This window comes from Aeromonas sp. s10 (assembly GCF_040907975.1).
In the GTDB taxonomy this organism is placed as follows: Bacteria; Pseudomonadota; Gammaproteobacteria; order Enterobacterales; family Aeromonadaceae; genus Aeromonas; species Aeromonas caviae.
In genome coordinates this window covers 151584-178442 of record NZ_JBFOCV010000011.1, presented here as the reverse complement: position 1 = coordinate 178442, position 26859 = coordinate 151584, and the positions used below count along the sequence as shown (strand labels likewise).

Annotated in this window: 24 protein-coding genes and 1 tRNA gene; 16 read left to right on the top strand and 9 right to left on the bottom strand. The window is 60.9% G+C overall.

Annotated elements, in window-relative coordinates:
- A tRNA-Tyr gene (locus tag AB5Y59_RS03730) sits at positions 1–82 on the bottom strand.
- A gap of 126 nt (positions 83–208) precedes the next feature.
- Between AB5Y59_RS03730 and AB5Y59_RS03725 the strand changes: the two genes are divergently transcribed.
- Positions 209–721: a VC2046/SO_2500 family protein gene (locus tag AB5Y59_RS03725; protein ID WP_139737008.1), complete on the top strand. Its 513-nt coding sequence runs from the start codon at positions 209–211 to the stop codon at positions 719–721.
- Between the two features lie 63 nt (positions 722–784).
- On the opposite strand, the gene raiA is transcribed toward AB5Y59_RS03725, so the two are convergent.
- Positions 785–1117, bottom strand: coding sequence for a ribosome-associated translation inhibitor RaiA (raiA, locus tag AB5Y59_RS03720; protein WP_010674126.1), 333 nt, complete (start codon positions 1115–1117; stop codon positions 785–787).
- Between the two features lie 392 nt (positions 1118–1509).
- Between raiA and AB5Y59_RS03715 the strand changes: the two genes are divergently transcribed.
- The 5 genes from AB5Y59_RS03715 (at position 1510) to yciA (ending at position 8802) form a co-directional block, all read left to right on the top strand.
- A complete protein-coding gene (locus AB5Y59_RS03715) occupies positions 1510–4029 on the top strand; it encodes an EAL domain-containing protein (protein WP_214004564.1) in 2520 nt (839 codons plus the stop codon).
- Positions 4030–4112: 83 nt separating this feature from the next.
- Positions 4113–6029, top strand: coding sequence for a transglycosylase SLT domain-containing protein (locus AB5Y59_RS03710; RefSeq protein ID WP_039038867.1), 1917 nt, complete (start codon positions 4113–4115; stop codon positions 6027–6029).
- Positions 6030–6206: 177 nt separating this feature from the next.
- Entirely contained in the window at positions 6207–7205 is a 999-nt protein-coding gene (locus tag AB5Y59_RS03705) for a LacI family DNA-binding transcriptional regulator (protein WP_139737010.1), read from the top strand.
- Between the two features lie 246 nt (positions 7206–7451).
- Positions 7452–8264, top strand: a complete 813-nt coding sequence (locus tag AB5Y59_RS03700) for an NAD-dependent epimerase/dehydratase family protein (protein ID WP_342040833.1) — start codon at positions 7452–7454, stop codon at positions 8262–8264.
- Between the two features lie 139 nt (positions 8265–8403).
- Positions 8404–8802: an acyl-CoA thioester hydrolase YciA gene (gene yciA, locus AB5Y59_RS03695; protein WP_139737012.1), complete on the top strand. Its 399-nt coding sequence runs from the start codon at positions 8404–8406 to the stop codon at positions 8800–8802.
- A 6-nt stretch (positions 8803–8808) separates the two neighbouring features.
- On the opposite strand, the gene AB5Y59_RS03690 is transcribed toward yciA, so the two are convergent.
- Positions 8809–9033 carry a hypothetical protein gene (locus tag AB5Y59_RS03690; RefSeq protein ID WP_010674132.1) on the bottom strand — a complete coding sequence of 75 codons (225 nt, stop codon included), beginning with the start codon at positions 9031–9033 and terminating at the stop codon, positions 8809–8811.
- 111 nt (positions 9034–9144) lie between these two features.
- Between AB5Y59_RS03690 and AB5Y59_RS03685 the strand changes: the two genes are divergently transcribed.
- Entirely contained in the window at positions 9145–9990 is an 846-nt protein-coding gene (locus AB5Y59_RS03685) for an endonuclease/exonuclease/phosphatase family protein (protein WP_139737013.1), read from the top strand.
- A 94-nt stretch (positions 9991–10084) separates the two neighbouring features.
- Here AB5Y59_RS03685 and AB5Y59_RS03680 read toward each other — a convergent pair whose 3' ends face one another.
- Entirely contained in the window at positions 10085–11407 is a 1323-nt protein-coding gene (locus AB5Y59_RS03680; protein ID WP_223302529.1) for a LysM peptidoglycan-binding domain-containing protein, read from the bottom strand.
- Here AB5Y59_RS03680 and AB5Y59_RS03675 point away from each other — a divergent pair.
- Positions 11336–11608 (top strand): hypothetical protein, encoded by a 273-nt coding sequence (locus tag AB5Y59_RS03675; protein WP_010674135.1) that lies wholly within the window; start codon positions 11336–11338, stop codon positions 11606–11608. The genes AB5Y59_RS03680 and AB5Y59_RS03675 overlap by 72 nt on opposite strands.
- Before the next feature lie 87 nt (positions 11609–11695).
- Here the strand turns inward: AB5Y59_RS03675 and gloB are convergent, their stop codons facing one another.
- Positions 11696–12460: a hydroxyacylglutathione hydrolase gene (gene gloB, locus AB5Y59_RS03670; RefSeq protein ID WP_039038832.1), complete on the bottom strand. Its 765-nt coding sequence runs from the start codon at positions 12458–12460 to the stop codon at positions 11696–11698.
- Between the two features lie 79 nt (positions 12461–12539).
- On the opposite strand from gloB, the gene AB5Y59_RS03665 reads away from it, so the two are divergent.
- Positions 12540–13262 (top strand): class I SAM-dependent methyltransferase, encoded by a 723-nt coding sequence (locus tag AB5Y59_RS03665; protein ID WP_010674137.1) that lies wholly within the window; start codon positions 12540–12542, stop codon positions 13260–13262.
- A gap of 6 nt (positions 13263–13268) precedes the next feature.
- On the opposite strand, the gene rnhA is transcribed toward AB5Y59_RS03665, so the two are convergent.
- Entirely contained in the window at positions 13269–13733 is a 465-nt protein-coding gene (rnhA, locus tag AB5Y59_RS03660; protein WP_010674138.1) for a ribonuclease HI, read from the bottom strand.
- A gap of 75 nt (positions 13734–13808) precedes the next feature.
- Here rnhA and dnaQ point away from each other — a divergent pair, with 75 nt between their 5' ends.
- Positions 13809–14543 (top strand): DNA polymerase III subunit epsilon, encoded by a 735-nt coding sequence (dnaQ, locus tag AB5Y59_RS03655; RefSeq protein ID WP_041212726.1) that lies wholly within the window; start codon positions 13809–13811, stop codon positions 14541–14543.
- Positions 14540–15790, top strand: a complete 1251-nt coding sequence (locus AB5Y59_RS03650; RefSeq protein ID WP_171864876.1) for a TIGR03503 family protein — start codon at positions 14540–14542, stop codon at positions 15788–15790. The genes dnaQ and AB5Y59_RS03650 overlap by 4 nt, the downstream gene beginning before the upstream one ends.
- 75 nt (positions 15791–15865) lie before the next feature.
- On the opposite strand, the gene AB5Y59_RS03645 is transcribed toward AB5Y59_RS03650, so the two are convergent.
- Both AB5Y59_RS03645 and fadE read right to left on the bottom strand, forming a co-directional pair.
- Positions 15866–17383 carry an HD domain-containing phosphohydrolase gene (locus AB5Y59_RS03645; RefSeq protein WP_039038835.1) on the bottom strand — a complete coding sequence of 506 codons (1518 nt, stop codon included), beginning with the start codon at positions 17381–17383 and terminating at the stop codon, positions 15866–15868.
- Between the two features lie 174 nt (positions 17384–17557).
- Complete coding sequence (fadE, locus tag AB5Y59_RS03640) at positions 17558–20014, bottom strand: acyl-CoA dehydrogenase FadE (RefSeq protein ID WP_368211497.1); 2457 nt, start codon at positions 20012–20014, stop codon at positions 17558–17560.
- Between the two features lie 252 nt (positions 20015–20266).
- Between fadE and lpcA the strand changes: the two genes are divergently transcribed.
- The 3 genes from lpcA to AB5Y59_RS03625 all read left to right on the top strand — a co-directional run bounded on the left by lpcA (position 20267) and on the right by AB5Y59_RS03625 (position 22389).
- Positions 20267–20845 carry a D-sedoheptulose 7-phosphate isomerase gene (gene lpcA / locus AB5Y59_RS03635; protein WP_010674142.1) on the top strand — a complete coding sequence of 193 codons (579 nt, stop codon included), beginning with the start codon at positions 20267–20269 and terminating at the stop codon, positions 20843–20845.
- A 109-nt stretch (positions 20846–20954) separates the two neighbouring features.
- Positions 20955–21752, top strand: a complete 798-nt coding sequence (locus AB5Y59_RS03630; RefSeq protein ID WP_010674143.1) for a class II glutamine amidotransferase — start codon at positions 20955–20957, stop codon at positions 21750–21752.
- Between the two features lie 301 nt (positions 21753–22053).
- Positions 22054–22389 carry an Hpt domain-containing protein gene (locus AB5Y59_RS03625; protein WP_010674144.1) on the top strand — a complete coding sequence of 112 codons (336 nt, stop codon included), beginning with the start codon at positions 22054–22056 and terminating at the stop codon, positions 22387–22389.
- 12 nt (positions 22390–22401) lie between these two features.
- Here the strand turns inward: AB5Y59_RS03625 and yvcK are convergent, their stop codons facing one another.
- Positions 22402–23325, bottom strand: a complete 924-nt coding sequence (gene yvcK / locus AB5Y59_RS03620) for a uridine diphosphate-N-acetylglucosamine-binding protein YvcK (RefSeq protein ID WP_268452129.1) — start codon at positions 23323–23325, stop codon at positions 22402–22404.
- 113 nt (positions 23326–23438) lie between these two features.
- On the opposite strand from yvcK, the gene AB5Y59_RS03615 reads away from it, so the two are divergent.
- The gene (locus AB5Y59_RS03615) at positions 23439–24620 is read left to right on the top strand and encodes an FIST signal transduction protein (RefSeq protein ID WP_041201554.1); all 1182 of its coding nucleotides are present in this window, start codon (positions 23439–23441) and stop codon (positions 24618–24620) included.
- Positions 24621–24638: 18 nt separating this feature from the next.
- Entirely contained in the window at positions 24639–26714 is a 2076-nt protein-coding gene (locus AB5Y59_RS03610) for a response regulator (protein WP_368211496.1), read from the top strand.
- Positions 26715–26859: the final 145 nt, after the last annotated feature.

Below are 26859 nucleotides of genomic sequence, written 5' to 3'. Positions count from 1 at the left end.
TGGAGGGAGAAGGATTCGAACCTTCGAAGGCAGAGCCGTCAGATTTACAGTCTGATCCCTTTGGCCGCTCGGGAACCCCTCCCCAAGTGCGAGGCGCATACTAACAGATCTGTCGCGCTTGTGAACCCCTCTGCCGGGATTTTTAATGCTTAAAGGATCGGGTTGATGGCCGATAAGCAATGAAACCTTCATTTCCAAGATTTATCTCATGCTGCCCAGTGCGATTCGTGACCGCTTGCTCGTGGATGAGGCCCAGTTGGGCCAACGGCTCAACCAGGATCTCCGTTCGGGGGACCGTGCCGACTTCAGGCTGCATCTGGCGCTGCTGACTGATGCAGTGGAAGAGCAGCCCTGGTTTGATGCCCCGCCCAAGCCTGCGTCGGGTGAGATGGATTGGCGCTCCCGTTTCGGTCTGATGCCCCGGGCGTCCCTGCAAGGCGGGGTGGAAGAGAGCGATGCCACCAGCCTCAACGAGCGTCTGCAACAGGGCGGGTGCATGACGGATGTGAGACTCTGGCTGGCGCTGCGCTCCCCGCCACTGGTGAGCCGAACGCCCGCGCTGGATCCCGCGGTGTACGACAACCTCTCGGCACTGGGTCGCGAGCGATGGCAGGCCCGACCTATGGGCGCTGACCCCAGGGAGGAGGCTCCGCTGATGATGCTGCCGCTGCTCGATGAGCTTGCGCAAGGGGTGGATGCCAGGCTGCGCTGGCTGGGGTGACGGCACGGTAGAATGCAAAAAGGCGGGATAACCCGCCTTTTGCTTTATGAGTGGTGAACCTTGTCAGGCGTCTGCTTCGTCCGGTTGGGGCACTTCCTTGCCGGCGGCACGACGGGCGATGGGTTTTTCCGTGTGACGGTTGAGCTGGCGTTCCAGCTTCTGGCCCAGGTCCGTGATGGCGGCATAGAGATCCTCGTGCTCTGCCTGCGCAAACAGTTTGCCGTTGGGAATGCCGATAGTGGCTTCGACGATATACATCAAACGCTCTTTGGAGATGATCACATGGGGTGTGATAAGAGGCACCTGAAGACGCTCGAGCTTTTCAAAACGGGATTCAATGCGCTCGCGGATGGCTGGGGTGATGTCGATGATTTTACTGGTCATTTCGATTTTCATAATGGCCCCCTTCGGGTCGTCTTGCTTGTGTCTTCACCTCCAGATTACCCATGTCGCCAAATCAAAATGTGATCTGCGTCACGAAAAATACCCTTGGGAATCCCGCTGTCCATAAATTGTGAGCTTTTCCCGTTTCATGCCAAAAACCGCTTGAGCTCAGTGAAACAGGCAGGCAGTATCAGCAAATAGGATCGTTTCTGTCCCCCCTCGGCAGCGCCTTGTGTCGACCCGATGTTTGGTTTTTGCCGCATAGTCTCGAATTTTCTCCACCCACATCGCCTCATCGCATCGCAAAATCATTGCCATGCGCCGGTGGAGATATGCGCGCAAACGGATATGCTTTTCTGCAGGAGTCGGGGTGGATAACGTGGTTGTAGTGGTTGGAGTCGTAGATGAAGCAGCAAGCCACCCAGATGATGTGGTTTTATGATCGGCAGCATGGGCAATGGAGCCTGTCTGATCATGTCTCTTGTGAACCCTGGGCAGGGGAGGGAGCCCACCCCTGGGCCACCCAACTTGAGCGGGAAGATGAAGCGGGTTTCGCCGATTTTCTTGCAAGACTCCACGATTCCGGCCAGCCTGGCCAGTTCATCGGTCACCTGCGCGATGAGGACGGCAAGGTACACCATGCGCTCTGGTACGGTCAGTATGTGCCTGCACAGGGGCTCTGTTGTGGCTGGCTTGCCCCCCTCGAAATGATGCATCGCGAGATGGATCGCGCCAACTCCCCCGCAGGCGTGACACCGCCGCTTCCCATGTTGCAGGCCCCCTTGCTGGCCAAGCTGGCGCAGGCGCTCTCCGCCAAGACGGGGCTCGATTTTTGCCAGACCCTGGTCAACGAGCTGGCCCATATCCTGGGAGCCACTGCCGTCTGGCTGACGGAGCGGGTCGGTCTCGACAGGCTCAGGGTGCTGGCGAGCCACGGCATCGACGTCAAGGAGTATGCTCTCTGTGACATGCCCTGCCAGCAGCTCTATCGCCAGGGGGCCTCCTGCGCTGTCCCCGTGAGTGAACCCCTGACCGGGTATCCTGACCTGCCCCCGGGCCAGCACTATTACGCCCAGCCGCTGCTCGATCGCAACGGTCAGATCCTGGGCCATCTCGCCCTGCTGTTCCCAAGCCAGACCCGGACCACGGATCTGGACTCTGTCCTGACCATCTTCTCGGTGCGCATGGTGGCCGAGTTGGAGCGCCTGCAAAGCGATGCCCTGATGCGGCTGTCTGCGGTGGCCTTTGAAACTCACGAAGGGATCATCATCACGGATCCCGAGTTCAAGATCCTGCGGGTCAATTACGCCTTCAGCCAGATCACCGGTTTTGACAACCAGGGGGTGATTGGTCTGCATCTTGGCAACGATCTCTGGTCGGGGTTGGGAGGGCTGGGTTACGAGCTCAACGCCCTGGATCGATGGCAGGGGGAAACCCTGCGCCTGCACGCCGACGGTCACGCCTATCCCCAGTGGGAGATCGTCACGCCGGTGCAGGATGAGAAGGGGGGGATCAGCCACTATGTCATCTTCTTCGAGGATATTTCCGAGCGCAAGGCGGCGGAGCGCCGCATTCAGGATCTCGCCTTCTATGACGAGCTGACCGGCCTGCCCAATCGTCGTCAGCTGCACGAAACCCTGACCCAGGCGTTCACCGATGCAAATCGCAGTCACCTCATCGGGGCCCTGCTGTTCATCGATCTCGACCACTTCAAGACCATCAATGATTCCCTGGGTCACGCCACCGGAGACTGGCTGCTCAAGGAGGTGGCCAGCCGTCTCAAGCGGCTGGTGCGCCAGGGGGATTGTCTGGCCCGTCTCGGCGGCGACGAGTTCGTGTTGTTACTGCCAGCGCTCTCCATCAGCCCGCCCCAGGCGGAGATGCAGGCCGACCTCATCGCGGAGCGGCTCATCGGGGAGATCGCCGCCCCCTATGATTTCAGAGGCCAGGTGCTGCACATCGGCGCCAGTGTCGGCATCACCCTCTTCCCCGGTCGGGAGCAGGAGGCGGGGGATCTGCTCAAGCAGGCTGACACCGCCATGTATCAGGCGAAATCGGCGGGCCGCAAGACCCGGCGCTTCTTCGATGCCTCCATGCAGTTGCAGGCCGACCGGCGTCTGCACATCCACAACGAGCTGCGCAGTGCCCTCGACAATGGGGAGCTGACTCTCCACTACCAGCCCCAGCACATGGTGGCGGGGGGGGAGATCATCGGTGTCGAGGCGCTGATCCGCTGGCAACCCCCCGGACGTGCCCTGGTGTCGCCTGCCGAGTTCATCCCCATTGCCGAGGAGACGGATCTCATTGTCGACATCGGCAACTGGGTATTGCACGAAGCCTGTACCCAGTACGTCTCCTGGGAGGAGAACGGGATCCACGTCCCCCAGCTGTCGGTCAACGTGAGCGCCAAACAGTTCCATGCTCCCGACTTTGTCGATCGCATTCACGACGTGCTGGCGGCCACCGGCATGGATCCCGCCTGCCTCAACCTGGAGATCACCGAGTCGGTGGTGCTGGGTCATGCGGAAGACACCATCAGCAAGATGGCGGAACTCAAGACCCTGGGCATCAGCTTTGCCATCGATGACTTCGGGGCGGGGTACTCTTCCCTGAGCTACCTCAAGCGGCTGCCGGCGGACGAGCTCAAGATCGACCGCTCTTTCATCCAGGACATTCCGAAGGATGGTGACAACATGGCCATCGTCGAGGCAGTGATCGCCATGGCCCGCCACATGGGGTTCAACGTGACGGCGGAGGGGGTGGAGTCCCGCCAGCAGCTGGAGTTTCTGCAGGCGCAGGGCTGCCATTTCTTCCAGGGATACCTCGCCTCCAAGCCGCTACCTGTTCCCTACCTTGAACGCTATGTCAGCCGCCAGGTACGCGGTGATCGCCCCGTCTGCACCGATAAAAATAGTGTGGCGTAGCCCCCGTGCTTAGCGGGTAGAATGAAGGTATGTCACCACCGCACTTTGGCGGTGGTTATGTCTTCAAGGGGAGAATGCCATTCGTGAAAGTCGTGCAGGGAATCATCTTGTCTGCGCTCTGGATGCCGGGGCTGTTGGCTCCTGCCTTCGCGCAGACCATGGAGCAGTCTCTCTATCGCCAGGCCCATGAGGCCGTGCGTGCCAATGATCAGGTCAAATTCAGCCAGCTTCGGGCACGCCTGATCCACTATCCACTGCTGCCCTATCTGGATTACTACCAGCTTGCGTTCCGTCCCGGGGCGGCAGACTACAACGATGTGACCCGCTTCATCCGCCAGCACGGGGACACCCCCCAGTCCAACCGGCTCGAGCGCAGCTATCTCACCTATCTTGCCCAGAGCCAGCAGTGGTCCCAGTTCCTGCGCTTCTATCCGGCCAAGCCAAGCTCCACCGATCTGCTCTGTCAGCACTATCAGGCCCGCTACTACACGGGGCACCAGAGTGAAGCCCTGCAGGAGGCAGGCAAGCTCTGGTTGAGCGGTCAATCCAGGCCCGATGCCTGCGATCCTCTGTTCCAGCTCTGGCAGCAGGCGGGTCTGCGTACTCAGGAGAAGATCTGGGAGCGCATGAACCTGGCTTTCGAGGCCCAGAACCCCAACCTCATTCGCCACCTCGGTGCCCAGCTCGGCAGCGGCATGAAGGGGTATGGCGATCAGATGATCGCCCTGTATGACCAACCCGTGCGGGCGATGAATCCGGCCAACTTCACGGCGGCGCCTCCGTCGCGCCATCTGCTCTCCCTGGGGCTGGCCCGCTACGCCAACCAGGAGCCCGACGCGGTTCTGCGCCAGCTGGGGGAGATGACCCGTCGCTTCGGCCTGAACCATGCCGAGGTGAGTCGGGTGGAGAAGGCGGCCGCCCGCCGCCTGTTACTGGACCGCTCTTCTGACCAGCGCGCCTGGCTGGATACGGCCCTGGTGCGGCTCAAGGATCCGGAGCTGGTGGAGCTGCGGGCCCGTCTTGCCATCTGGGAGCAGGATTGGCGCGGTCTCGAAGGCTGGGTCAAGCGGATGCCCATGGGGCTGCAAAAAGAGGATCGCTGGCGTTACTGGATGGCGCGCTCGCTGGAGAAACAGGGGCGGCAGAAACCGGCGCGGGACCTCTATCTCGAGACTGCGAACCTGCGCGGCTTCTACGGCTTCATGGCGGCCCAGCGCACCGGTGTGCCCTATCGCATGAAGAACCAGAGCGTGGCGCACAAGGTGCCGGACTGGCAAAGTGCCAGCCGCCGCTGGCCCTTCCTGCTGCGGGTGCGTGAACTGCTGGCGATGAACGAGATCACGGCGGCCCGCTCTGAGTGGATCCACAACATGGATCGCAACAGCGTGGCCCAGCGCCTGGAGTTTGGTCACATCGCCCTCAACCAGGGCTGGCACGAGCTGGCGATCCTCTCCAGCATCCGTGCCGAGGCCTGGGATGCGCTGGATCTGCGCTTCCCGCTGCCCCTCAAGCGCACCTTCTCCCAGATGGCACAAGAGCGCACCATGAACACCAGTCTGCTCTACGCCATCTCCCGTCAGGAGAGCGCACTCTATCCCCTGGCCCAGTCACCGGTCGGGGCGCGGGGGTTGATGCAGCTGATGCCTGCCACCGCGAAAGAGACGGCCGGCAAGCTTGGGGTGCCCTATCGCAACGAGCAGCAACTGTTCGACCCGGCCATGAACATTCGTCTTGGCAGCGCCTACCTCAAGCGCCTGCTGGATGTGTATGACGGCAACCGGATCCTGGCGGCGGCGGCTTACAATGCGGGTCCTGGCCGGGTCAAGCGTTGGCGAGAGCAGAGCGACAACAAGCCAATGGATGTCTGGGTGGAGAGCATCCCCTATCGGGAGACGCGCAACTATGTCCAGAACGTGCTCTCTTTCGATCTCATCTATCAACACAAGCTGCAGCAGCCCTTGCGTTTCATGTCGGAACGCGAGCTGAATCACGCCTATTGAGTTCGGGGGCAGTCGTTGTCGCGGCTGCCTCCCATTCTTGCCCCAGAATGGTTATCATCCCTTAAGCTTTGTTACAAAAGGAAACCTGTCAGGTGATCGGGCGCCGCGTCTTGGTCTGTCAGGTTCGATACAATGCCCGATCATCACTGACAGGCTTTTCCAACAAAGGAATCGAGAGTGGCAACGATCAAAGATGTGTCTCAGCTGGCGAATGTCTCCATTTCGACAGTGTCTCGAGTGATCAACAACACGGCGCAGGTGGCGCCCGAGAAGCGCGAGGCTGTCCTCGCGGCCATGAAGGAGCTCAGCTTTCGTCCAAACAGCTTCGCCCAGGCCCTGGTGAGCAAACGCTCCAACTGTATCGGTGTGCTGGTGGGGGATCTGTGTGGCGGCCCCTTCTTCGCCCAGATGATGCGCGGCATCGAAAGCATGGTCGACAAGGCGAACAAGTTCACCATCGTGGTGTCCGGCAACCACGACGCGACCCGTGAGCGGCACGCCATCCAGGCGCTGCTGCAGCGCCAGTGCGATGCCCTGATCCTGCACAGCAAGGCGCTGCCTGACGAAGAGCTCAGCGAGCTGGCGTCGGGCACGACCCCCATCGTCTTCATCAACCGTCAGGTGCCAGGCTGCGAGGATCGCTGCGTCTGGCTGGACAACCAGGCCGGCATCACCACGGCTTGCCAGCATCTGCTGGACGCGGGACATAGCAAGATTGCCTTCGTCACCTCCGATGACGAGGAGTTTGTGGATGGTCAGCAGCGGATGGCCGGTTATCGCTTCGCCCTGCAACGGGCAGGTGTCGAGCTGGATCCTGCCCTCATCGGCCGTGCCTATGCCGATGAAAAAGGTGGCTATGTGGCCATGAGCGAGCTGCTGGCGCGCGGCGTCGAGTTCAGCGCTGTGCTGGGTTTCAACGATGCCATGGTGGCGGGGGCCATCTCCTGTCTGCTGGAGCGGGGTTACAAAATACCCCAGCAGGTCTCTGTGGTCGGTTTTGATGACATCCCCTATGCCCGATACATCTATCCCAAGCTCACCACGGTACGTTACCCCATCGAGGAGATGGGAGAGCGGGCCGCTGAGCTGGCCCTGAGGCTGCTGGATCACAAGCCGGTAGAGGGGCTGGCGCTCAAATTCGAAGCCGAACTGGTACGGCGGGAATCTGTGGCCTGAGTCATGAAGTTGGCCCCGTGCGGGTCGACTTTTTTGTAAAACAGTGAAAGCGCTTTCAGAAATCCTTTTCAACTGTGATCCGCTTCAAAGCTTTTTGACCGCGCTGCCACTAGGATAGGCCCACGAATTAGGAGCGTGCGCTCCCGATTTTCCCGCTGTGGGAGGTAACCGGTTAATCCGGCTATTTCCTTCGTTACTTTCGACGGTCATCATTGGATGGCCGTTTTTTTTTGTCAGGATCCGGGTATGACGAACGAATTTGAGTATCAGACGGGTATCGTGGGCGCCGGCTGGCTGGGGTTGCCCCTGGCCAGGGCATTGCAAGAGCAGGGGCAATCTGTCGCGGTGACGGTCAGTACGGCCGAAAAGGCTGAACGGCTGCGGGGGGAGGGCATCGCCGCCTGGCCGCTGTTGCTCACCCCTGACATGGGATCACTGCCTTTTCGCTGTCATGACCTGGTGATCTGCGTGCCTCCCAGCAAGACCGGGGATTACCCGGCATCCGTGGCCAGCCTGTGCCGACAGGCGAGGGAGGCGGGTGTTCAGAGGGTTCTGTTTATCAGCGCGACTTCGGTCTGGGGGGCCGGACAGGGGGAGGAGGATACGCCCGCTCCAGCCCATGACAGAGGCTTGCGGATGCGGGCGGCCGAGCTTGCCGTGCTGGAAGGACATGTTGACTGCGCCATGATCTTGCGCCCGGCCGGACTCTATGGTCCTGACCGTCACCCCGGCCGTTTTCTGGCGGGCAAGACGCTGGCCGGGGGAGGCCAGGCTGTGAACCTGGTGCATCTGGACGACGTGGTGGCCGCCTGTGAGCTGATGCTGGCCCGGGGGCAGGATGGGGATGCCTACAATCTGAGTGCCCCCGTCCACCCGCGCCGGGAGCAGCTCTACCCCTTCGCGAGCCGCCTGCTCGGGCTGGTGCCGCCGCAGTTCGTTGAGCCGGCGGGGGAGTTTGCTCCCATCGAAGGTCAACGCATCTGCCAGCAGCTTGGTTTCGTCTATCACTGGCCGGATCCGGCCCACTGGTTTACGGACGGGGCGGCCTTGAAGGGTTGAACGGGTCGTCGCCATCCGGGCCCCGGAGTCGGTCATCTGGCGTGCAAACCAGATACGGCGCGCGCTCCGGGACAATTGAGGTTTGCCAAGGGGGGGATCGCCCCCTATCATGCCGCCATCCATGATAAAGAGAGCGGTAATGATGGAAGAGACCAAGCGCCACCCCGATGGGGAGCTGTTGCTGAGAACCCTGGCAATGCCAGCCGATACCAACCCCAATGGCGATATCTTCGGCGGGTGGATCATGTCCCAGATGGATATAGGTGGGGGCATCATGGCCAAGGAGCTGGCAAAAGGGCGCATCTGTACCGTCTCGGTGGAGGGGATGACCTTCCACAGCCCGGTCAAGGTGGGTGACGTGGTGTGCTGTTACGGTCGCTGCCTCAAGATTGGTCGCAGCTCCATGCGACTCAAGCTTGAGGTCTGGGTCAAGCCGGTATTGCGGGAGAACGAAGCCCAGCGGTACTGCGTGACCGAGGGTGTCTTCACCTATGTGGCCATCGACGATCATGGCAAATCCCGCCCCGTCCCGGTCTGAGTCTGCTCAGATGAGCCGGGCATTGATGATGGATATTTCCTGCTCAAGCCCGGTTTTTTGCCGTATCATGCGCTCCAGCATCTCTTCCGACCCCACGCACTGCCGGGTGTCGAACAGACAGAGATCACATTGGGGATCCCGCCTGATTTGATAGACGGTGGAAAGCTCCACTTGATGACAGGTTCCCTGTTGATCGTAAAATGTCACGCGGTACTGGTGCTGTCTCGCCATCGTTGAATTCCTTCTGGATGAGTCGGGCCGGACACGAATAATGAGACTAGTCGGCGACCGTGGCCTGTGTGAGGGCCATGTCGTCTTGCAGAGGCAGGTGATTGTTAGCCAATGAAAAATAGTTATCGGATTCTGGGAACGTCCCTGCTGACGTTGGGGCTGGTCGGTTGCTTCGAGGTACCGGATCAAGATCATCTGGTGACTGCGGCAGGTATCATACCTGGCGCAAGCTGTGACAGACCACCTCTGGTGGCGCTCGCCTCCACGGCCTTGCCGAGGGAATTTGGCATCACCGTCTGGAACCTCTACAAGGGACAACGCAAGAACTGGCGGGAAGGGCTGGATGAGTATGCCAAGTCCCAGGATCTGGTGCTGCTGCAAGAGTCGGCGACCCGGCCCGAGATGCTGGACTGGCTGAAGAGAGGCGATTTCCAATGGCAGCAGTTGCAGGCCTTCACCCAGGGAGGTGTCTCCTTTGGCGTGATGACAGTGGCGAAAACGCCGCAGGCGTTTGTCTGTGGCGTCCGTTCCCCCGAACCCCTGCTGCGTATCCCCAAGTCAGGTCTGGTCAGTCTCTATCCCTTGCAGGGGGATCCTGACGGCGTGCTGGTGGTGAATATCCATGCGGTCAATTTCGAACTGGGCATGGCGACCTTCCGCGAGCAGCTCAACGATCTGACTGCGTTGATCCATCGCCACCAGGGGCCGGTCATCCTGGGCGGCGATTTCAACACCTGGAGCGACAAGCGCGCGTTCTGGTTGAACAAGCTGGTGGGCGAGCTTGGCCTGCAGGAGGCCATACCTGTGCCTGATCTGCGTCGCACCGCTTTTGGCCGCCCGCTGGATCACCTCTACTATCGCAATCTGGATCTGGTGGAGGTGAGTTCACCGGCTACCGATGCCTCTGACCACAACCCCATTCTGGCGCGCTTTGCGGCCCAGGCCATCACTCCCTGAGTCATCCCTCAGGGGAGAGCGGCGTCGCCGCTGGTTCATGCAGACAAAAAATACCCCGCATCAAGCGGGGTATTTTTTGGATTGCGACGAGCGATCAGCTGTTGTTCTTCACGAACAGAGTCAACTCCTGACCCGGCTTGAGATAGTCACTCTTGCCGAGCTGGTTCCAGCGCATCACATCGTTGACGGCGACCTGGAAGCGGGCTGCGATGGAGGAGAGGGAATCACCGCGGCGCACCTGATAGACCATGGACTTGTTGCTGCTCTTGCCCTGCTTGGGCCAGACCACCAGCTTCATGCCAGGCTTGAGGGCTGACTTTGCGTTCAGGCCGTTCCACTTGGCCAGGTCGGCGTGGGTGACCCCGTGTGCCTGGCTGATGCTCCACAGGTTGTCACCGGAGCGCACCTGATAGTTCACCTTGCCACCACTGCGGCTGGCGAGCTGCTGTGGCTTGCTCTGGGCAACCTGGGTTGCGCGCCCGCCATTGGGGATGATCAGGCTCTGGCCACGGCGCAGGTTGTTGCCGCGCATGTTGTTGGCCAGCTTGAGCTGTTGCACGGTCACCCCGTGATTCTGGGCGATCCGTGACAGCGTATCACCACTGGTGACCTGATAGGAGCGTACGCCACGGGTACGTTCACGCTGGGGCAGATCGGCCAGGGCCAGCTCCAGGGTATCGGCGTACTCGACGGGGACCAGCAGGTTGTAAGGGCCCTGCGGCGAGGTCATGCCACGCTTGAGCGCAGGATTGAGCGCCTTGAGCTGGGAGGCGGAAACGCCAGCCAGCTGGGCGGCCACGTTCAAATCAATCTGGCCACCGGTATTGATGGTTCTCAATTGCGGCTTGTTGGCCAGCACCGGCAGGGTGACATTGTATTTGTCCGCATTGCGGATCATGTCGGCCATGGCCAGGATCTTGGGCACATACATCCGGGTTTCGCGGGGCAGGTCCAGCGACCAGTAGTCGGTCGGTCGACCAGCCCGTTCGTTGCGGGTGATGGCGTTGCGCACCCGACCTTCACCGGCATTGTAAGCGGCCAGGGTCTGCAGCCAGTCACCGTCGAAGAACCGGTTCAGGTACTCCAGGTAATCCAGTGCGGCATTGGTGGATGCCAGGACATCGCGTCGACCGTCATACCAGTTGTCGTGGCGCAGGCCGAAATTCTTGCCGGTTGCAGGAACGAACTGCCAAAGACCGACCGCATTGCTGCGGGAGCGGGCATTGGGATCGAACATGCTCTCGATCATGGGGATGGTAATAAGCTCCATTGGCAGCTCACGCCGTTCGATTTCCTCTACCATCAGATACAGGTAGGGCTCAGCCCGGCTGGCAATGGTCGCCATATGCTTATCATTGCGCAACAACCAATCACGCTGTTGGCGAACCCGGGCATTATCGTGCGAGTCCAGCTGCATATCATCGCTGATACGCACCCACAGGTTATCAGTGTCATCCAGCTCTTCTATCTGTTCGTCGCCGAACAGCATCCGCGAAGAGTGTTTTTTGTACGTTTTCTTGCTGACTTGGGGGGATTTGATCGGCTCGATTGCCGTTACCGCCCGGTCATCCTGATGGCTCAGGTTTTGACAGCCGCTGAGAAACAGCGCTGCCAATAAGGCCGTTCGTAGCTTCATCTCGCTCAGGTCATCTGTGGAAAAACAGCTCGCATCATAAGGGGCAATGCCCCCCTGATCAAGGTTTGTTCAAAAAACGTCCTTCCAGGCCCGCAGAACAGCGAAGGTATCCTCTGGATTTTCCAAGCATTTAAGGGCGTATTTCTCAGCAGAAAATTTTACCGAGTCCTGCTCGCAGCGCAGAAAAACATTGAAATTCCGCTCATCTCCCAGCCGGGAGGGGAGACTCGGGAGGCCCTGCTGACGCAGTTTGCTGATCACGCCGATCTGCCGCTGGATCGCCAGGTTGTCGGGCTCGACCGCATGGGCGAAACGCAGGTTGGAGAGCGTGTATTCATGGGCACAATAAAGGAGGGTCTCATCGGGCAGTGCCGCGAGCCGTTGCAGGGAAGTGTGCATCTGTGCCGGGGTCCCTTCGAACAGACGGCCGCAACCGGCGCTGAAGAGGGTATCGCCACAAAACAGCATGCCCTGGCCGTAATAGGCGATATGCCCCAGGGTGTGACCGGGCACATGGAGGACATCCAGACTCAGGCCATGCCAGTTGATCTGATCCCCGTCATCGAGCCACTGGCCGTGATGGTCCGGCATGGGGTCATGCTTGGGACCATAGAGGCGAGCGTGGGGGAAGTGTTGCAGCAGCTCGGATACGCCCCCGACGTGATCGCGGTGGTGATGGGTCAGGAGGATGGCATCCAGCACCAGATCCAGCGCAGCCAGCCGTTCCAGCACGGGAGCGGCCTCGCCCGGATCGACGACCAGGCAGTGATTTTCATGACGGATCAACCAGATGTAGTTGTCGCTGAAGGCGGGAACTGTGATGACGGTATACATGGGTCGAGGTCTCTTGTGTTCTCTTTAAGGAAGGGATCTTATATAACTGGATGGCATTCGCCCCCGAGTTGGTCCCATTATGCAACTGGCACGTACCGAACAACAGATCGCGCTTCCGACCAGTTGGTCCGCACTGCCCATGGGGGACTGGGTGGCCGCCGAGCTTCAGGAGCGCCTCGACAACTGGTGCCCCCACCTCTTTGGCTATCACTTGCTCAAGATAGGAGCCCTGAGCGCCGAACTCTCCTGCGGCTGTTCCACCATTCGTCATCAAATCGGTGTCGCCCCCGGCGGACGGCTGCTGGACATCCAGGGGGATCCGCTCGCCTTGCCGGTGCGATCGGGGAGCGTGGATGCCTGCCTGCTGGCTCACTGCCTCGATTTCTCGCCGGATCCTCATCAGGTGCTGCGGGAGGCAGAACGGGTGCTGACCGACGATGGCTGGCTCATTGTCAGCGGTTACAACCCGCTCAGCCTGGTGGGGCTGGGTCACTATCTGCCCTTCATGCGGCGGCATCTGCCCTGGTCTGCCCGCATGTTCACGCCCGCACGGGTGACCGACTGGCTGCAATTGCTCGGCTGTGAGGTGATGTTCGACGAGCGGTTCGGTTTCTCCTTCATGGGCAGGCAGAGCAAGATCGGCTGGTGGCGGGAGAGTCTGGGGCGGGACTATTGCCGCTCCCTGGCGTCTGTTTACGTGATTGCCGCCCGCAAGCGGCGTTTCCCCGTGACACCGGTACGTCGCCGCTGGCGGCTGCCGGAGTCGATGGCCGCGCCAGGAATGGCGCGCCAGGGCGGCTAGCGGGCATCAGGGCTGGTAGCCGCTGTCTTCGGCAAGCTGCTTGCCGCTGGCGGCCTCACGGGCAAGCTCGTCACAGCGTTCGTTTTCCGGGTGGCCCGAGTGTCCCTTTACCCAGAGCCATTCGATCTGGTGACGGGCCACTTCCGCATCCAGGGCCTGCCAGAGATCGACGTTCTTGACCGGCTGACGGTTGGCGGTCATCCAGCCCTTCTTCTTCCAGCCGATGATCCATTGGGTGATCCCCTGGCGCACATACTGGCTGTCGGTGGTGAGCCGCACCTGGCAGGGTTCGTTCAGGGTCCGCAGCCCCATGATGGCAGCCATCAGCTCCATCCGGTTATTGGTGGTCAATCGAAAACCGGCGGAGATCTCCTTGCGATGCTTGCCATAGACCATGACGGCACCATAGCCGCCGGGGCCCGGGTTGCCTAAGCAGGAGCCATCCGTGAATAAATCAATCTGTTTCAACATGAGCAATCAATCTGTTTTAGCGAGAGGCTTGGGGTAAACTAGCGAGTAAAACCGAAGTTTGACATGGATTTGATCATGAGCACACCCCAACTGAATCGCCAGATCATTCTGGATACCGAAACCACCGGCATGAACACCGCGGGCGGCCCTGTCTATCTTGGGCACCGCATCATCGAGATCGGCTGTGTGGAGGTGATCAACCGCAAACTCACCGGCAACCATTTCCACGTCTACATCAAGCCGGATCGGCTGGTGGACCCCGAGGCCATCGCCGTGCACGGCATCACGGATGCCTTCCTGGCGGACAAGCCCTCTTTTAGCCAGATAGCGGACGATTTCATCGAGTTCATTCGCGGCGCCGAGCTCATCGCCCACAACGCCCCCTTTGACGTGAGCTTCATGGACTATGAGTTCAGCAAGCTCGGTCTGAACTTCAAGACGGCGGATATCTGCGGCATCACGGATACCCTGGCGATGGCGCGGGATCTCTTCCCGGGCAAGCGCAATAACTTGGACGTGTTGTGCGATCGCTACGGCATCGACAACTCTCACCGTACCCTGCACGGTGCCTTGCTCGATGCGGAGATCCTGGCGGACGTCTACCTCCTGATGACGGGTGGCCAGACCAAACTCAATCTGGCGAGCGAAACCAGCGAGAGCGAGACCAGCCAGGATACCGGCATTCGTCGTCTGGAGAGCAATCGCCCACCGCTCAGGGTGGTTCGCGCGAGCGACGAGGTGGCGGCTGTCCATGAAGCGAGGCTGGATCTGGTACAGAAAAAAGGAGGTGCCTGCCTGTGGCGGCAATGAGATCGCTTTGGGGGCTGCTGCTGCTGGCCTCCCTCCCGGCCGCGGCCAACGAGGTGTTTGCGCCTTCCGACATTCCTCTGCTCGACAACCGCTTTCGCATCGATTACGGCGTGAAGGAGATCACCTTCATCATCAAGCGCAAGCCGGGGACGCCCTCGGTGATCCTGGTGCGACCCGATGGCAGCAAGCTCTATGTGGGCAAGGTCAAGCCGCCCGACGTGGGCTGGTTGCCCCTCAAGGATCAGGATCTCATCACCATCCGCGACCCCATGCCCGGCCCCTGGCAGGCGATCGGGGAGGTGGACCCCGACAATCGGGTGCGCCTGCTCACCGACATCCAGGTCGAGAGCGAGCCGCTGCCGGCCCGCCTCTATCAGGGTGAGCGTGTCAAACTGCAATCCCGTCTGCTGATCGATGGCGCGGCGCCTGGGGCGGGTTACTACCTCACCGATCTGGGCATGACCGTCAAGCTGCAGCAGTTCAACGATGCCAGCCAGAGCGGGGATCCCGTGTTCGAGGAGACCCTGGGACGCTACATGGATGATGGCAAGGGGGTGGACGAAGTGCCGGGGGACGGTATCTTGACCGCCGAGGCGGTACTGGACGTCCCTGCGGGAAAATACCGAGCCCTCTTCAGCACCGGCAATGAGGTCTTCTCACGAGCCCAGTCACAGCAGGTGCTGCTCTACCCCTGGCCGGTCAGCTATTCCCTGAATCCCCCCTCCGGGGAGGGGGGAGCCAAGCTCTCTCTGGTCATCGATGTGGATGAACTGGATCCCGCCTCCGTGGTCATCCAGGGCAAGGCCATCGACGGCAGCGGCAGTAGCATGACGTTCAACGAGGTGGCGACAGCGCCGCGTTTTGGCGTGGATCTCTCCGCCCTCAAGGCGGCAGGGCAGTACAAGGTGGAGGCCACCCTCTTTGGAACAACCCGGCTCGGTCGCGAGGTGCAACTGCAATTGCCGGCCAAGTCGTTCACCATAGCACCGCCTCCCCCCCCTCCCGCACCCTCTGCGGCCATGCCTGCATCCGCCGCCACCCCCGACCGGTTCGAGGAGCGGGAGAGTCCGGTCTGGCTGCCCTGGGCGCTGGGGGGAGGTGGCGTGTTGCTGCTCTTGCTGGGGGCCGGTGGTTTCATTCTGCTGCAAAAGCGCCGTACTCTGCACAAGGCGATGGCGGCGCAGAAGGCGCAACTTGAAGAGACGCCAGCAACCCCCAAACTGGATCTCAATCTGCCGGAGCAATAATTCCGCGCACATTGCAAAGAAGCCGCCCAATGGGCGGCTTCTTCATGGTGGCAAGTGGATGGGGTGAACCCGATATCAGTGAGCGCCGATATAGATGTCTTTGTACTGCTCGCGAATATCGAGGAACTTCTCCAGATTGGCCAGCATCAGGTCCACCAGGAGGGGGTCGAAGTGCTCTCCTTTCTCCTCCTTGATCAGCGCCAGCACCTGATCCAGCGGCCAGGCCTGCTTGTAGCAACGATCCGAGCCCAGAGCATCGAACACATCCGCCAGGGCGACGATGCGTCCTTCCAGCGGAATGTCCTCTCCCTTCAACCCGCGGGGATAGCCGCTGCCATTCCACTTCTCGTGATGGTTGCCCGCGATGGTGGCGCCTATCTGGAACAGGGCCAGGTCACTGCCGGAGAGCATGTCCTGCCCAAGCTGGGCGTGGGTTTTCATGATCTCCCACTCCTCGGGAGTGAGTTTGCCCGGTTTGTGCAAGATGGCGTCCGGGATCCCCACCTTGCCGATGTCGTGCAGGGGAGAGGCCCGCTTGATGAGCTCGCACCTGTCCTCATTCATGCCGAGCAGCTTGCAGAACAGTTCGGTGTAGAGGGCCACCCGCTTGACGTGCAAGCCGGACTCCTTCGAGCGGCTCTCCACCAGTTCGCCGATGCGATAGATGATCTCTCGCTGGTTGTCACCGATCACCTCGTTGAGCCGGATATTCTCCAGCGCCACTATGATGTTTTCGGTGAACAGGCTCAGCAGCCCGGTATCCATCTGGCTGAGCGGGCGAGTGGTCTCGATGTGGAACAGCAGGTGATGACGGGCATTCTGGCAATAGAGCACCATCTGGTTGCCATCGTAGACATTGGCCCCCTTGGCCATGGCACAACGCAGGATCTCCGGCGCATCGACGAGGCGCAGCATGGGACCATCGCTGAGCAGAGGCTCGAGCACCTGATCCCGCACCTCATACGCCAGGTGCTTCACATCGTAAATCTGGGACTCTTCCAGATTGAGCAGGGCGCTGAGCTGGGTCTGGGCTCCTTCGACGAACTGGCGCAGGGCACGCTGCTCGAAGATCCCCTTGGACGCCTCGATGACCTTCTCCAGCCCCTGTCGATTGCTCTCAAGGGTTCGGATGTCCCGGTAAGAGCGCAGGCTGGCGCGTAGCAGGGTGCGCAGTTTCTGGGAGGTGAGCTCGGTCTTGTCCTTGTAGTCGTTGATGTCGTAGTTGGTCACCACGTCATCTTCCGGGGCCTGGCCGGGCTGACCGGTTCGCAGCACGATGCGCACCATCTTGTTTTGCAGCTCGTCGCGCACGAACTTGACCACCTCGAGACCGGCATGGTCGACCTCCATGACGACGTCGAGCAGCAGCAGGGCGACATCCGGGGTGAGGGCGAGCAAGGCTTTGGCTTCAGCCGCAGAGTAGGCGTGCAGAAAATCGATCGGCTTGCCGTCGAATTCAAACTTGTTCAGGGTGATTTTGGTGATGCGATGCACTTCGGGTTCATCGTCCACTATCATCACCTTCCAGCCGGCGGGACGCGGTGCTGATTGGGGAAGATCTTCATCATCAATAATCAGGATTTGATCATCCATTATGCAATCCTGTGTGTGATCCTGTGCTTACCTTAACCGCTTCATTCAATATAGGAAACGGATTGATATCCAAAATATGATCCAGTCGGTTTCTCTTTCTTCGTATCGAATGCCATCCACCAGCCCTTTCATGAAAAACGCCTCCACAAGGGAGGCGTTCTGGCATCAGAGGCATCAAGCTGCCCTGTGATAAGCGGAGGCTTCAAACAGTGCCTTGTTGGCCACCAGGTCGACGGGATCGAAGTCATCGACGTTGATGATGCGAAGGCGACTCTCCTCGGCGCTCCGCAGCAGGTCCGCTTCGGCCTGGTCGATGACACCGAGGCTCAGGCCCGCCTCTGCCACCTTGTCGAGCTGGGTGAAGGGGCGTTTGCTCCCTTCGGCTTTGCACACCTTGTCAAACAGCGGCTCTGCGGTCAGCACATCGTCCAGCGCCTGTTCCAGCAGCCCGAAGGGGTTGCCCTCCTCGCGCGTCAGATATTGACCCTCGGCCAGACGGCTGCGAGTGGCACTTGGCACCTGGAGCAGGCGGGCCACCTGGCTGTCGAGCTTGTCGGAGGGACGCTTCAGGTCGCGACCAAGGGGTAGCACGATGGCGCGCAGGGCCAGACCAATCCAGCGATTCGGGAAGTTGCGCAGCAACTCGTCGATCGCTTCCTGAGCCTTGAACAGGGCGTCTTGCAGTGCCCAGTGCAGCAGCGGCAGGTCGGCCTGCTGGCGTCCTTCATCCTGATAGCGTTTGAGGGCGCTGGAGGCCAGATAGAGCTGGCTCAGCACATCGCCAAGGCGGGCAGAGACCCGCTCTTTGCGCTTGAGCTCGCCACCCAGGGTGCCCATCGCCATGTCTGACAGGAAGGCCAGGTTGGCGGAGAGGCGAGAGAGCTGCTGATAGTAGCCCTTGGTCTGATCCTTGTAGGGCGCGGCGGCGAAGCGGGCACCGGTCAGCCCCAGCCAGAAGCTGCGCACCAGGTTGCTGATGGCAAAGCCCACGTGGCTGAACATCGCCTTGTCGAAATCTTTCAGCGCCTGCTCTTTGTCGGGGTGGCTGGCGGCCAGCATCTCCGGCAACACGTAGGGGTGGCAACGGATGGCTCCCTGACCGTAAATGATCATGCTGCGGGTCAGGATATTGGCTCCTTCGACGGTCACGGCGATGGGCGCACCCTGATAACCACGGGCCAGATAGTTGTTCGGCCCCATGCAGATGGCCTTGCCGCCATGGATGTCCATTGCATCGATGATGCACTTCTGGGCGCGGTCGGTGAGGTGGTACTTGACGATGGCGGAGATGACCGAGGGTTTTTCACCGAGATCGATGCCGGTGACCGTCAGTTTGGCGGCGGCGCCCATGATGTAGGCGTTGCCACCCAGGCGTGCCAGCGGCTCTTCAATCCCTTCCATCTTGCCAATCGGCAGCTTGAACTGGCGACGGATGCGGCTGTAGGCACCGGTGGCCAGGGCCAGCATCTTGACGCCGCCCGTGCTGTTGGAAGGCAGGGTGATGCCGCGACCGACGGAGAGACACTCCACCAGCATACGCCAGCCCTGACCGGCCATGGCCGGACCGCCGATGATGAAGTCGAGCGGGACGAACACGTCCTTGCCGTGGGTCGGGCCGTTCTGGAACGGCACGTTGAGCGGGAAGTGGCGACGGCCGATGTCGACCCCCTTGATGTGGGTCGGAATGAGGGCGCAGGTGATGCCGAGCTCTTCTTCCTCACCCAGCAGGTGGTCAGGGTCACGCAGCTTGAAGGCGAGGCCGAGTACGGTGGCGATGGGAGCCAGGGTAATGTAGCGCTTGTTCCAGGTCAGGCGCATGCCGAGCACTTCTTCCCCTTCCCACTCGCCTTTGCAGACGATGCCGAAGTCGGGAATCGAGCCCGCATCAGAACCCGCTTCCGGGCTGGTCAGGGCGAAACAGGGGATCTCCTTGCCGACAGCCAGACGGGGCAGGTAGTAATCCTTCTGCTCGTCAGTACCGTAGTGTTGCAGCAATTCACCCGGCCCTAAGGAGTTGGGAACGCCGACGGTGGAGGCGAGCACGGCGCTGGCGCCGCACAGCTTTTGCAGCACGCAGGACTGGGCGTAGGCGGAGAACTCCAGCCCGCCATATTTCTTCTTGATGATCATGGCGAAGAACTTGTTGTCCTTCAGGTATTGCCACACCTCGGGAGAGAGATCGGCACGCTCGTGGGTCACTTCCCAGTCGTTGACCATGCGGCACACTTCTTCAACCGGACCGTCCATGAAGGCCTGCTCTTCGGCAGACAGCGTGCTGACCGGAATGGCGTGCAGCTTCTTCCAGTCCGGGTTGCCGGCAAACAGATCCGCTTCCCACCAGGTCGTCCCCGCTTCGATGGCTTCCTTCTCGGTTCGGGACATCTTCGGCATGATGGACTTGTAGATCTTGAACAGCGGCTTGGTCAGCTGGTTGCGGCGAAACTCCACCAGATTGAGGGGCAGGGCTATCACCGCGAACAGCGCCCACACCAACAGGGGCACATGGCCATAGAAGGTGCCGGCGACCAGGGCGGCGGCCGTGGCAAGCGTGGCGGTGAACAGGGACGCACGGCGATAGGCCATGGCGCCGATCACCAGGATCACCCCGAGCAGAGTGAGGGTCGTCGTCATTGTTTGCTCCTTGCATGAATTGCCGAGGTTGGGAAATTGGCGTTAACTGATCCAGAGGTCTGACCTGTTGGATGTGGCCCCTGTTGTAATTCATACGCACAAACTTATCAAGCTGTTTACAAGCCTGTTACCTTGGCTCTGTGATCGGCATAACGCGCTGCCCGCCCCATCTTGGCGGGCGGGGGGCGACGATTGGACTGGCTTGTGCGACAATGCCGCCACCCTATGTTGGACGACGAGATTTCAAAAACCATGTACCAAGAACTGATCCGCAACGAGTTGACCGAGGCTGCCAGCGTGCTTCAGGCGTTCCTGGCAGATGAGCAAAATCTGAAAAACATCGAGGCGGCGGCCAGGCTGCTCGCCGACTCCTTCAAGCAGGAAGGCAAGGTACTCTCCTGCGGCAACGGCGGCTCCCACTGCGATGCCATGCACTTTGCCGAGGAGCTGACCGGTCGTTACCGCGAGAACCGCCCAGGCTATGCCGGCATCGCCATCTCCGATCCCAGCCACCTCTCCTGCGTCTCCAACGACTTTGGCTATGACTATGTCTTCTCCCGCTATGTGGAGGCCGTCGGCCGCCGTGGTGACGTGCTGCTCGGCATCTCCACCAGCGGCAACTCCGGCAACATCCTCAAAGCCATCGAGGCGGCCCGTGCCAAAGGGATGAAGGTGATTGCCCTGACCGGCAAGGACGGCGGCAAGATGGCTGGTCTGGCCGATGTGGAGATCCGTGTGCCGCACTTCGGTTATGCCGACCGCATCCAGGAAGTGCACATCAAGGTGATCCACATCCTGATCCAGCTGGTTGAAAAAGAGATGGCCAAGTAATCAACGATCCGGGATTGAGAGGGGGGATGGGCGACCATCCCCCCTCTCATCCAGCAGTGACGGTTGATTGACGAAACCAGAGTCAAGATATTCAGGGAGTGGATGGTATATGTGCGAACTGCTCGGCATGAGTGCCAATGTGCCGACCGACATCTGCTTCAGCTTTACCGGGCTGATGCTGCGGGGAGGCAAGACAGGTCCCCACAAGGATGGCTGGGGGATCACCTTCTATGAGGGGCGGGGTTTTCGCACCTTCAAGGATCCCGAACCCAGTGCCCAGTCTCCCATCGCCAAGCTGGTCCAGGCACTGCCCATCAAAAGCCGTGCCGTGGTCAGCCATATCCGGCAGGCGAACCGGGGGTGTGTCTCCCTGGAAAACACCCACCCCTTTACCCGCGAACTGTGGGGCCGTTACTGGACCTTTGCCCACAATGGCCAGTTGACCGGTTACAAGAGGCTGCCCACGGGGCGGCACCGCCCGGTAGGCGACACCGACAGCGAGCACGCCTTCTGCTGGCTGCTCGACAGGCTGGAGCACAAGTACCCCAAACGGCCGGCAAATTTCCCCGCCATGTTCCGTTACCTCGCGACCCTGTGCGACGAGCTGCGCGGGCTCGGGGTGTTCAACATGCTGCTGTCGGACGGAGAGTTCGTGATGACCTATTGCAGCAACAACCTTTACTGGTTGACGCGCAGGGCTCCCTTTGGCGAAGCCCGTCTGCTGGATGAGGATGTGGCCATCGACTTTCAGAGTGAAACCACGCCGAACGATGTGGTGACCCTGATCGCCACCCGGCCGCTCACCGGCAACGAGAATTGGGTGAAGATGGTGCCCGGGGAGTTCTGCCTGTTCAGGCTGGGTGAGCTGGAATATGGCAATGCAGCCAACTTGTTGAACCAGAAATAAAAAAATACCAGGGTAGATGTCTACCCTGGTTCTTCGCAGCAGCCATACAGGCAAAAAGGGATGAGAGAGGTGTTGCTGAGCCGCATCATTCTCATGGGTTGCATTGTTACTTTAATGTTAATTTTGTGACAACCTTTATCTCTCTCCATTCTGGCTGACATACCGATAACTTGAAGCTGCTCACATTCTGGTGTCGCAAGAGCATCCGGAGCGATACGGGCATGCCCGAAGGACGGATGACAGCGGGGCTGTGGGTCCGCTATATTGTGGTCTGTTTGAATACCATCATAGGGAAGAGAAGATGGAGTGGCTGGATCAGAAAGTGCTGCGACAACTGGCAGATGATATCGGTCACGAGATGATGCCGGTCGTCATCTCGGTGTTTGTCGAAGAGGTAGGCGAGCAGTTGGCCCAATTAAGACCGCTTTTTGAGCAGCGGGACTGGTCAGCCCTGGCGCGTCTTGCCCACAGTATGAAATCGTCCTGTGGCAGCTATGGCGCCAAACCCAGCTATCAGCAGGTGATGGATCTGGAGTCCGCCTGTCGCCGGGAAGATGAGCAAGAGGCCGGCAGACTGCTGGCTGAGCTGGAGCACTCCCTGCCCCAGGTCTTCACCCATCTGGCCCAGTTTCACTGATCCAGAGGGGCATCAGCCCGCCATGTCGCGCTCGCCAAGCCTGCTCAGGATCACGGTGTCGAGTGCCAGCCGCAGCTTGAGGCGGTCGTGGCGGTGGGGGAGGGCCGCTTCACCCAGCTCGGCCCGAACGAGGCAGTGCTGCAGCTCGGGTACCTGGGGGCCCTCGGGAGCCAGAATGGCATCGATCCGGCCGCTGCCTATCCGCTCTTCCAGCCAACGATGCTGACTGGACAGTGACAACTGGCCAGCCGGACCCTCTTCGTTCACCAGATTGCTGATGAACACGACGATGGCGCGGCTGCTGCGGATCGCCTCCGCAATCTCGCGCAGTAGCAGAGGAGGCATGATGGAGGTGAGGAAGCTGCCTGGCCCCAGGATGATCATGTCGGCCTGGCTCAGCGCCTCGACCGCTTCGCGCGTGGCGGGCACGACCGGTTTCAGGCTCAGGGCCCGTGGCGGCGTGGTGAGCTGATCGATGGAGACCTCCCCCAGGATCTGATCGCCACAGACGGTGTGGGCGCACAGATCGGTGGGATGCTCGGACATGGGCAGCAGATTGGGTTCAATTTCCAGCATGTCGCTGATGAGCCGGATGGCATCCAGGGGGCGCACGCAGAGGTTGTCGAGGGCCAGCAGCATCAGGTTGCCGAGGTTGTGGCCCGCGAGCTCGCCGCGGCCGGTAAAGCGGTGCTCGAACAGCTGGCTACCGATGCTGGGGGTGGTCACCAGCTGGTTGAGGCAGTTGCGCAGATCCCCCCAGGCGATGCACTCCTGGCTTTTGCGCAGGCGTCCGGTGGAGCCGCCATCATCCGTGGTGGTGACGATGCCCGTCAGCCGGGATCCCAAGAACGACAGGGAAGAGAGCACCCGGCCCATACCGTGCCCGCCGCCGATGGCGACAACCCGGTCGAAGTCATTGATATTTTTCTGCCACATGCAGTGATCCCGTGGGAGGCCAGTGAGCACCATTCTAGTCTCCATGGCCAGGTAATTGTTTGATAAGGGTATGATTTTTGCTTGATGCCAGCATCCCGTACCCCTAGGAGACGATGTTGAACTTCCTGACGGCTCACTCGCTTGCCGAGACGACCCCACTGGCCGCCCAACAAGTTACAGAGCGGTTGCATGCCCAGTCATCCCATGTTCCATCGTTGTTGCTGGTCTATTTTACCCAAGCACACGAGGCGGCGGAACTGCGCCGTGCGCTCAAGGCACGTTTTCCCGATACCCGGCTGATCGGTTGCAGCTCCTGCGGCGGTATCCTGACCCAGGATGGCCATCATGGTCGGCATGGCTGGAGCCTGTCGGTCGCCGCCCTTTATGATGACAAGGGGGCCTATGGCGTGGCTGGTCAGATGGGGGATCAACCGGATGTGCGGGCATTGCTGCGCCGCGCCATCGCCGATGGTGGCCGACCGGGAGAGCTGCCGCAGCTCGTGTTGCTGCACACCAGCCCGGGGCTGGAGGAGGTTGTGCTCGCGGGGATCGACGCCGAGTTTGGCGCGACCGTTCCCGTCGTCGGCGGGTCGGCGGCAGACGACGGCGTGGCCGGGCAGTGGCAGCTGTGCTGGGACGAAGGGGAGGGATCACAAGGGTGCGTGTTGGCGGTGCTTTACCCGGACTGCCAACTGGCGTTCCAGTTTCATTCAGGCTATGTACCCACCGAGTGTCGCGGCATCATTACCGGGATAGACGGGCGGGAGGTGCTGACCATCGATCACGAGCCGGCGGCCCGGGTCTATGGTCGCTGGACCGAGCGTGCGACGCCCTGGCCGGTGGGCCCCATCCTCAGGGAGACGACGCTCTCGCCACTGGCCCGTCAGGTCGGCATGCTCGATGACCTGCCCTACTACAAGCTCTCCCATCCCGAGGCGGTGACGGCGCGGGAGGGGCTGCGCCTCTTTACCGAGACCCGACTGGGAGAGCGGCTGCTGCTCATGTACAGCAGCCAGGAAGGGTTGTTGCAGCGCAGCCTGAATGCGGTGAATATCGAGCCTGAATATGGCATGGCGAGCAATATGCGCCCCTTTGGCGCCCTGGTGGTGTTTTGTGCCGGTTGTCGGCTGGCACTAGGGGACAGGCTGGGGGACATCGTCAGTCAATTCAGTCAGAGGCTGGGTGAGATCCCCTTCATCACGCCCTTTACCTTCGGTGAACAGGGACGATTACCCCATGGTGAGCTGGCACACGGCAACCTCATGGTGTCGAGCGTAATCTTCCTCGAGAGCTGACACTGTGCTGGATTCAAGATGATAGGCAATAGCGAACTCGAAACCCTGGGTGACAAACTGCAAACCACGCTGGTGGAGCTGATGCGTTGCCGGGAGCGGGAGGCCAGATATCGGGAGGAGTCCCAAGCCCTGCTGTGCGGGGTGGCGACCCTGGCACAGGCCCAGAGTCTGGAGCAGGTACTGGAGAGTCTCATTCTTGCTCTCAAGCCCTTTATCGGATTCGAACAGGCGGACGTGGTTGCCTGGGAGGCCGTAGGGGGCAGCACCCATCTGAGCACCCAGCCGGACGAGGTAGGCCGGACCTGGTCGCTGACACCGCTCTTCTCCAGGGCCATCGAGGGGGAGACCCTGGTCATCTATGATCCCGCCCAACTGCCTGAGCTGGCGCCGCTGGCGGGGGCGCCAGGCTGGGCCAGCGTCATGATGACAGGCTTGCAGGGACCGGGGTTTTCCGGTGTGCTCATCTGCCGGCACGGCGTGGCGGGCACCTTCGATCTCAAGAGCAAGGCGGCGATGCAGCGTTGTCGCCCGCTCATCTCCCAGGCCCTGGTCAACATCGCCTATCGGGCTCGCCTGCAAGAACAGGTTGACCTCAAGACCCTGGCCCTGCAGGCCAGCGAACAGCGTTTTCGCAGTTTTGCCGCCATGGCCTCCGACTGGTTCTGGGAGACCGACCCCCAGCACAGGCTCAGCTATGTCTCTGCACCTGGCTATCAGGGGGAAGTGCTGGCCCGCCAGACGGGGAGAAGCCTCTATGATTTTGCCCACGACAAGCAGGACCCGGCCTGGAGTCACTACCGGCACCTGATCGCCCACCATCTGCCGGTGCGGGGAATGCGGGCCCAGGTGATGCTGGCGGGCGGGCCTTGCTGGATGGAGATCAATGCGGAGCCTTGCCATGATGCCGGTGGCCGCTTCCTCGGCTATCGGGGCACGGCGCGGGAGATAGGCAGCCAGATCCGCCGCGAGCAGGAGCTGGCGCGGGCGCGGGACGATGCCGAGACGGCCAACCGTGCCAAATCCCAGTTCCTCGCCATGATGACCCACGAGATCCGCTCTCCCATGAACGCCGTGCTGGGGATGCTGGATCTGCTGCAGCACGGCCGGCTCGACACTCCGCAACAGACCCTCATCGGCCATGCCACCCACTCTGCGCATCTGTTGCAGACCATCATCGACGACGTGCTCGATTTCTCGAAAATAGAGTCACATACCCTGACCCTGCACTGTGAACCCTTTCAGCCAGCCGAGCTGTGCCGTGCCCTGGTGGAGCCCTTGCAGGCACAGGCCTGTGCCAAGGGCATCACACTGCACTGGCATCTGGATGAGACGCTCCCTGAACGCCTTCAAGGGGATGCCGTCCGCCTCTCCCAGGTGATAGGCAACCTGCTTGGCAATGCCGTGAAGTTCACCTCCGTCGGCAGCGTGCGTCTGGCATTGACCTGGGAGGAGGAAAAGCTGGGGGTCATGGTCAGCGACACGGGGATCGGCATCTCCGCCGAGGATCAGGCGTTGCTGTTCGAACCCTTCTATCAGGTCGACAGTTCGGCAACCCGCCGCTTCTCCGGCTCGGGGCTCGGGCTGGCCATCTGCAGGCGGCTGGTGCAGCTGATGGGGGGAGACATTTGCGTGCAGAGCACGCCTGGGCTGGGAAGCTGCTTCTGGTTCGAGCTGCCCGGGATGGCCTCTCCCTGTGCTCCGGCCGCCGCCCCCGGCAGTGAAGAGTGCGCCAGACTGGAGCTGGATGTGCTGGTGGTGGAAGACAGTCCGGTCAATCAGCTGGTGGTATCCCTGATGTTGCAGAAGCTGGTGTGCAGGGTGAGGCTGGCAGGCAATGGGCTGGAGGCCCTGGCACAGGTGGCGAAGCAGCAGCCGGACCTTGTCCTGATGGATATGCGGATGCCGCAGATGGATGGGCTGGAGGCGACCCGGCGCCTGCGGGACATGGGGTACGAGGTGCCCATCGTCGCGTTGACGGCCAATGCCATGATGGAGGACAGGGCCCGCTGCCTTGCCCAGGGCATGAACGATTTTCTGGCCAAACCCATCAGTCTTGCCAGGCTGCGAAGCTGCCTGCTCCGCCATTGCAGGTGATGCCGGCCGCTTTTGGGTAAAAAAAATGGTCAACCTGGTGGTTGACCAATTCTTCAGCAAATACTGAAGAGAGCACGGGATAAATCGGGTTGTACGGTTTTATATGAAAAAGTCGTGCCAACTTTTCAAAACCTGTTATTTGCGG

Excerpts from the sequence above, each read along its gene's own strand:
- AB5Y59_RS03665 (WP_010674137.1), top strand. The coding sequence starts at position 12,540 with ATGCAACTGGCACGTACCGAACAACAGATCGCGCTTCCGACCAGTTGG.
- fadE (WP_368211497.1), bottom strand. The coding sequence starts at position 20,014 with ATGACGACGACCCTCACTCTGCTCGGGGTGATCCTGGTGATCGGCGCC.
- lpcA (WP_010674142.1), top strand. The coding sequence starts at position 20,267 with ATGTACCAAGAACTGATCCGCAACGAGTTGACCGAGGCTGCCAGCGTG.
- dnaQ (WP_041212726.1), top strand. The coding sequence starts at position 13,809 with ATGAGCACACCCCAACTGAATCGCCAGATCATTCTGGATACCGAAACC.
- AB5Y59_RS03685 (WP_139737013.1), top strand. The coding sequence starts at position 9,145 with ATGAAAAATAGTTATCGGATTCTGGGAACGTCCCTGCTGACGTTGGGG.
- AB5Y59_RS03700 (WP_342040833.1), top strand. The coding sequence starts at position 7,452 with ATGACGAACGAATTTGAGTATCAGACGGGTATCGTGGGCGCCGGCTGG.
- AB5Y59_RS03625 (WP_010674144.1), top strand. The coding sequence starts at position 22,054 with ATGGAGTGGCTGGATCAGAAAGTGCTGCGACAACTGGCAGATGATATC.
- AB5Y59_RS03690 (WP_010674132.1), bottom strand. The coding sequence starts at position 9,033 with ATGGCGAGACAGCACCAGTACCGCGTGACATTTTACGATCAACAGGGA.
- AB5Y59_RS03630 (WP_010674143.1), top strand. The coding sequence starts at position 20,955 with ATGTGCGAACTGCTCGGCATGAGTGCCAATGTGCCGACCGACATCTGC.
- AB5Y59_RS03675 (WP_010674135.1), top strand. The coding sequence starts at position 11,336 with ATGCTTATCATTGCGCAACAACCAATCACGCTGTTGGCGAACCCGGGC.
- yvcK (WP_268452129.1), bottom strand. The coding sequence starts at position 23,325 with ATGTGGCAGAAAAATATCAATGACTTCGACCGGGTTGTCGCCATCGGC.
- AB5Y59_RS03725 (WP_139737008.1), top strand. The coding sequence starts at position 209 with ATGCTGCCCAGTGCGATTCGTGACCGCTTGCTCGTGGATGAGGCCCAG.
- rnhA (WP_010674138.1), bottom strand. The coding sequence starts at position 13,733 with ATGTTGAAACAGATTGATTTATTCACGGATGGCTCCTGCTTAGGCAAC.
- gloB (WP_039038832.1), bottom strand. The coding sequence starts at position 12,460 with ATGTATACCGTCATCACAGTTCCCGCCTTCAGCGACAACTACATCTGG.
- AB5Y59_RS03615 (WP_041201554.1), top strand. The coding sequence starts at position 23,439 with ATGTTGAACTTCCTGACGGCTCACTCGCTTGCCGAGACGACCCCACTG.
- yciA (WP_139737012.1), top strand. The coding sequence starts at position 8,404 with ATGATGGAAGAGACCAAGCGCCACCCCGATGGGGAGCTGTTGCTGAGA.
- AB5Y59_RS03650 (WP_171864876.1), top strand. The coding sequence starts at position 14,540 with ATGAGATCGCTTTGGGGGCTGCTGCTGCTGGCCTCCCTCCCGGCCGCG.
- raiA (WP_010674126.1), bottom strand. The coding sequence starts at position 1,117 with ATGAAAATCGAAATGACCAGTAAAATCATCGACATCACCCCAGCCATC.
- AB5Y59_RS03715 (WP_214004564.1), top strand. The coding sequence starts at position 1,510 with ATGAAGCAGCAAGCCACCCAGATGATGTGGTTTTATGATCGGCAGCAT.
- AB5Y59_RS03680 (WP_223302529.1), bottom strand. The coding sequence starts at position 11,407 with ATGCAGCTGGACTCGCACGATAATGCCCGGGTTCGCCAACAGCGTGAT.
- AB5Y59_RS03645 (WP_039038835.1), bottom strand. The coding sequence starts at position 17,383 with ATGGATGATCAAATCCTGATTATTGATGATGAAGATCTTCCCCAATCA.
- AB5Y59_RS03610 (WP_368211496.1), top strand. The coding sequence starts at position 24,639 with ATGATAGGCAATAGCGAACTCGAAACCCTGGGTGACAAACTGCAAACC.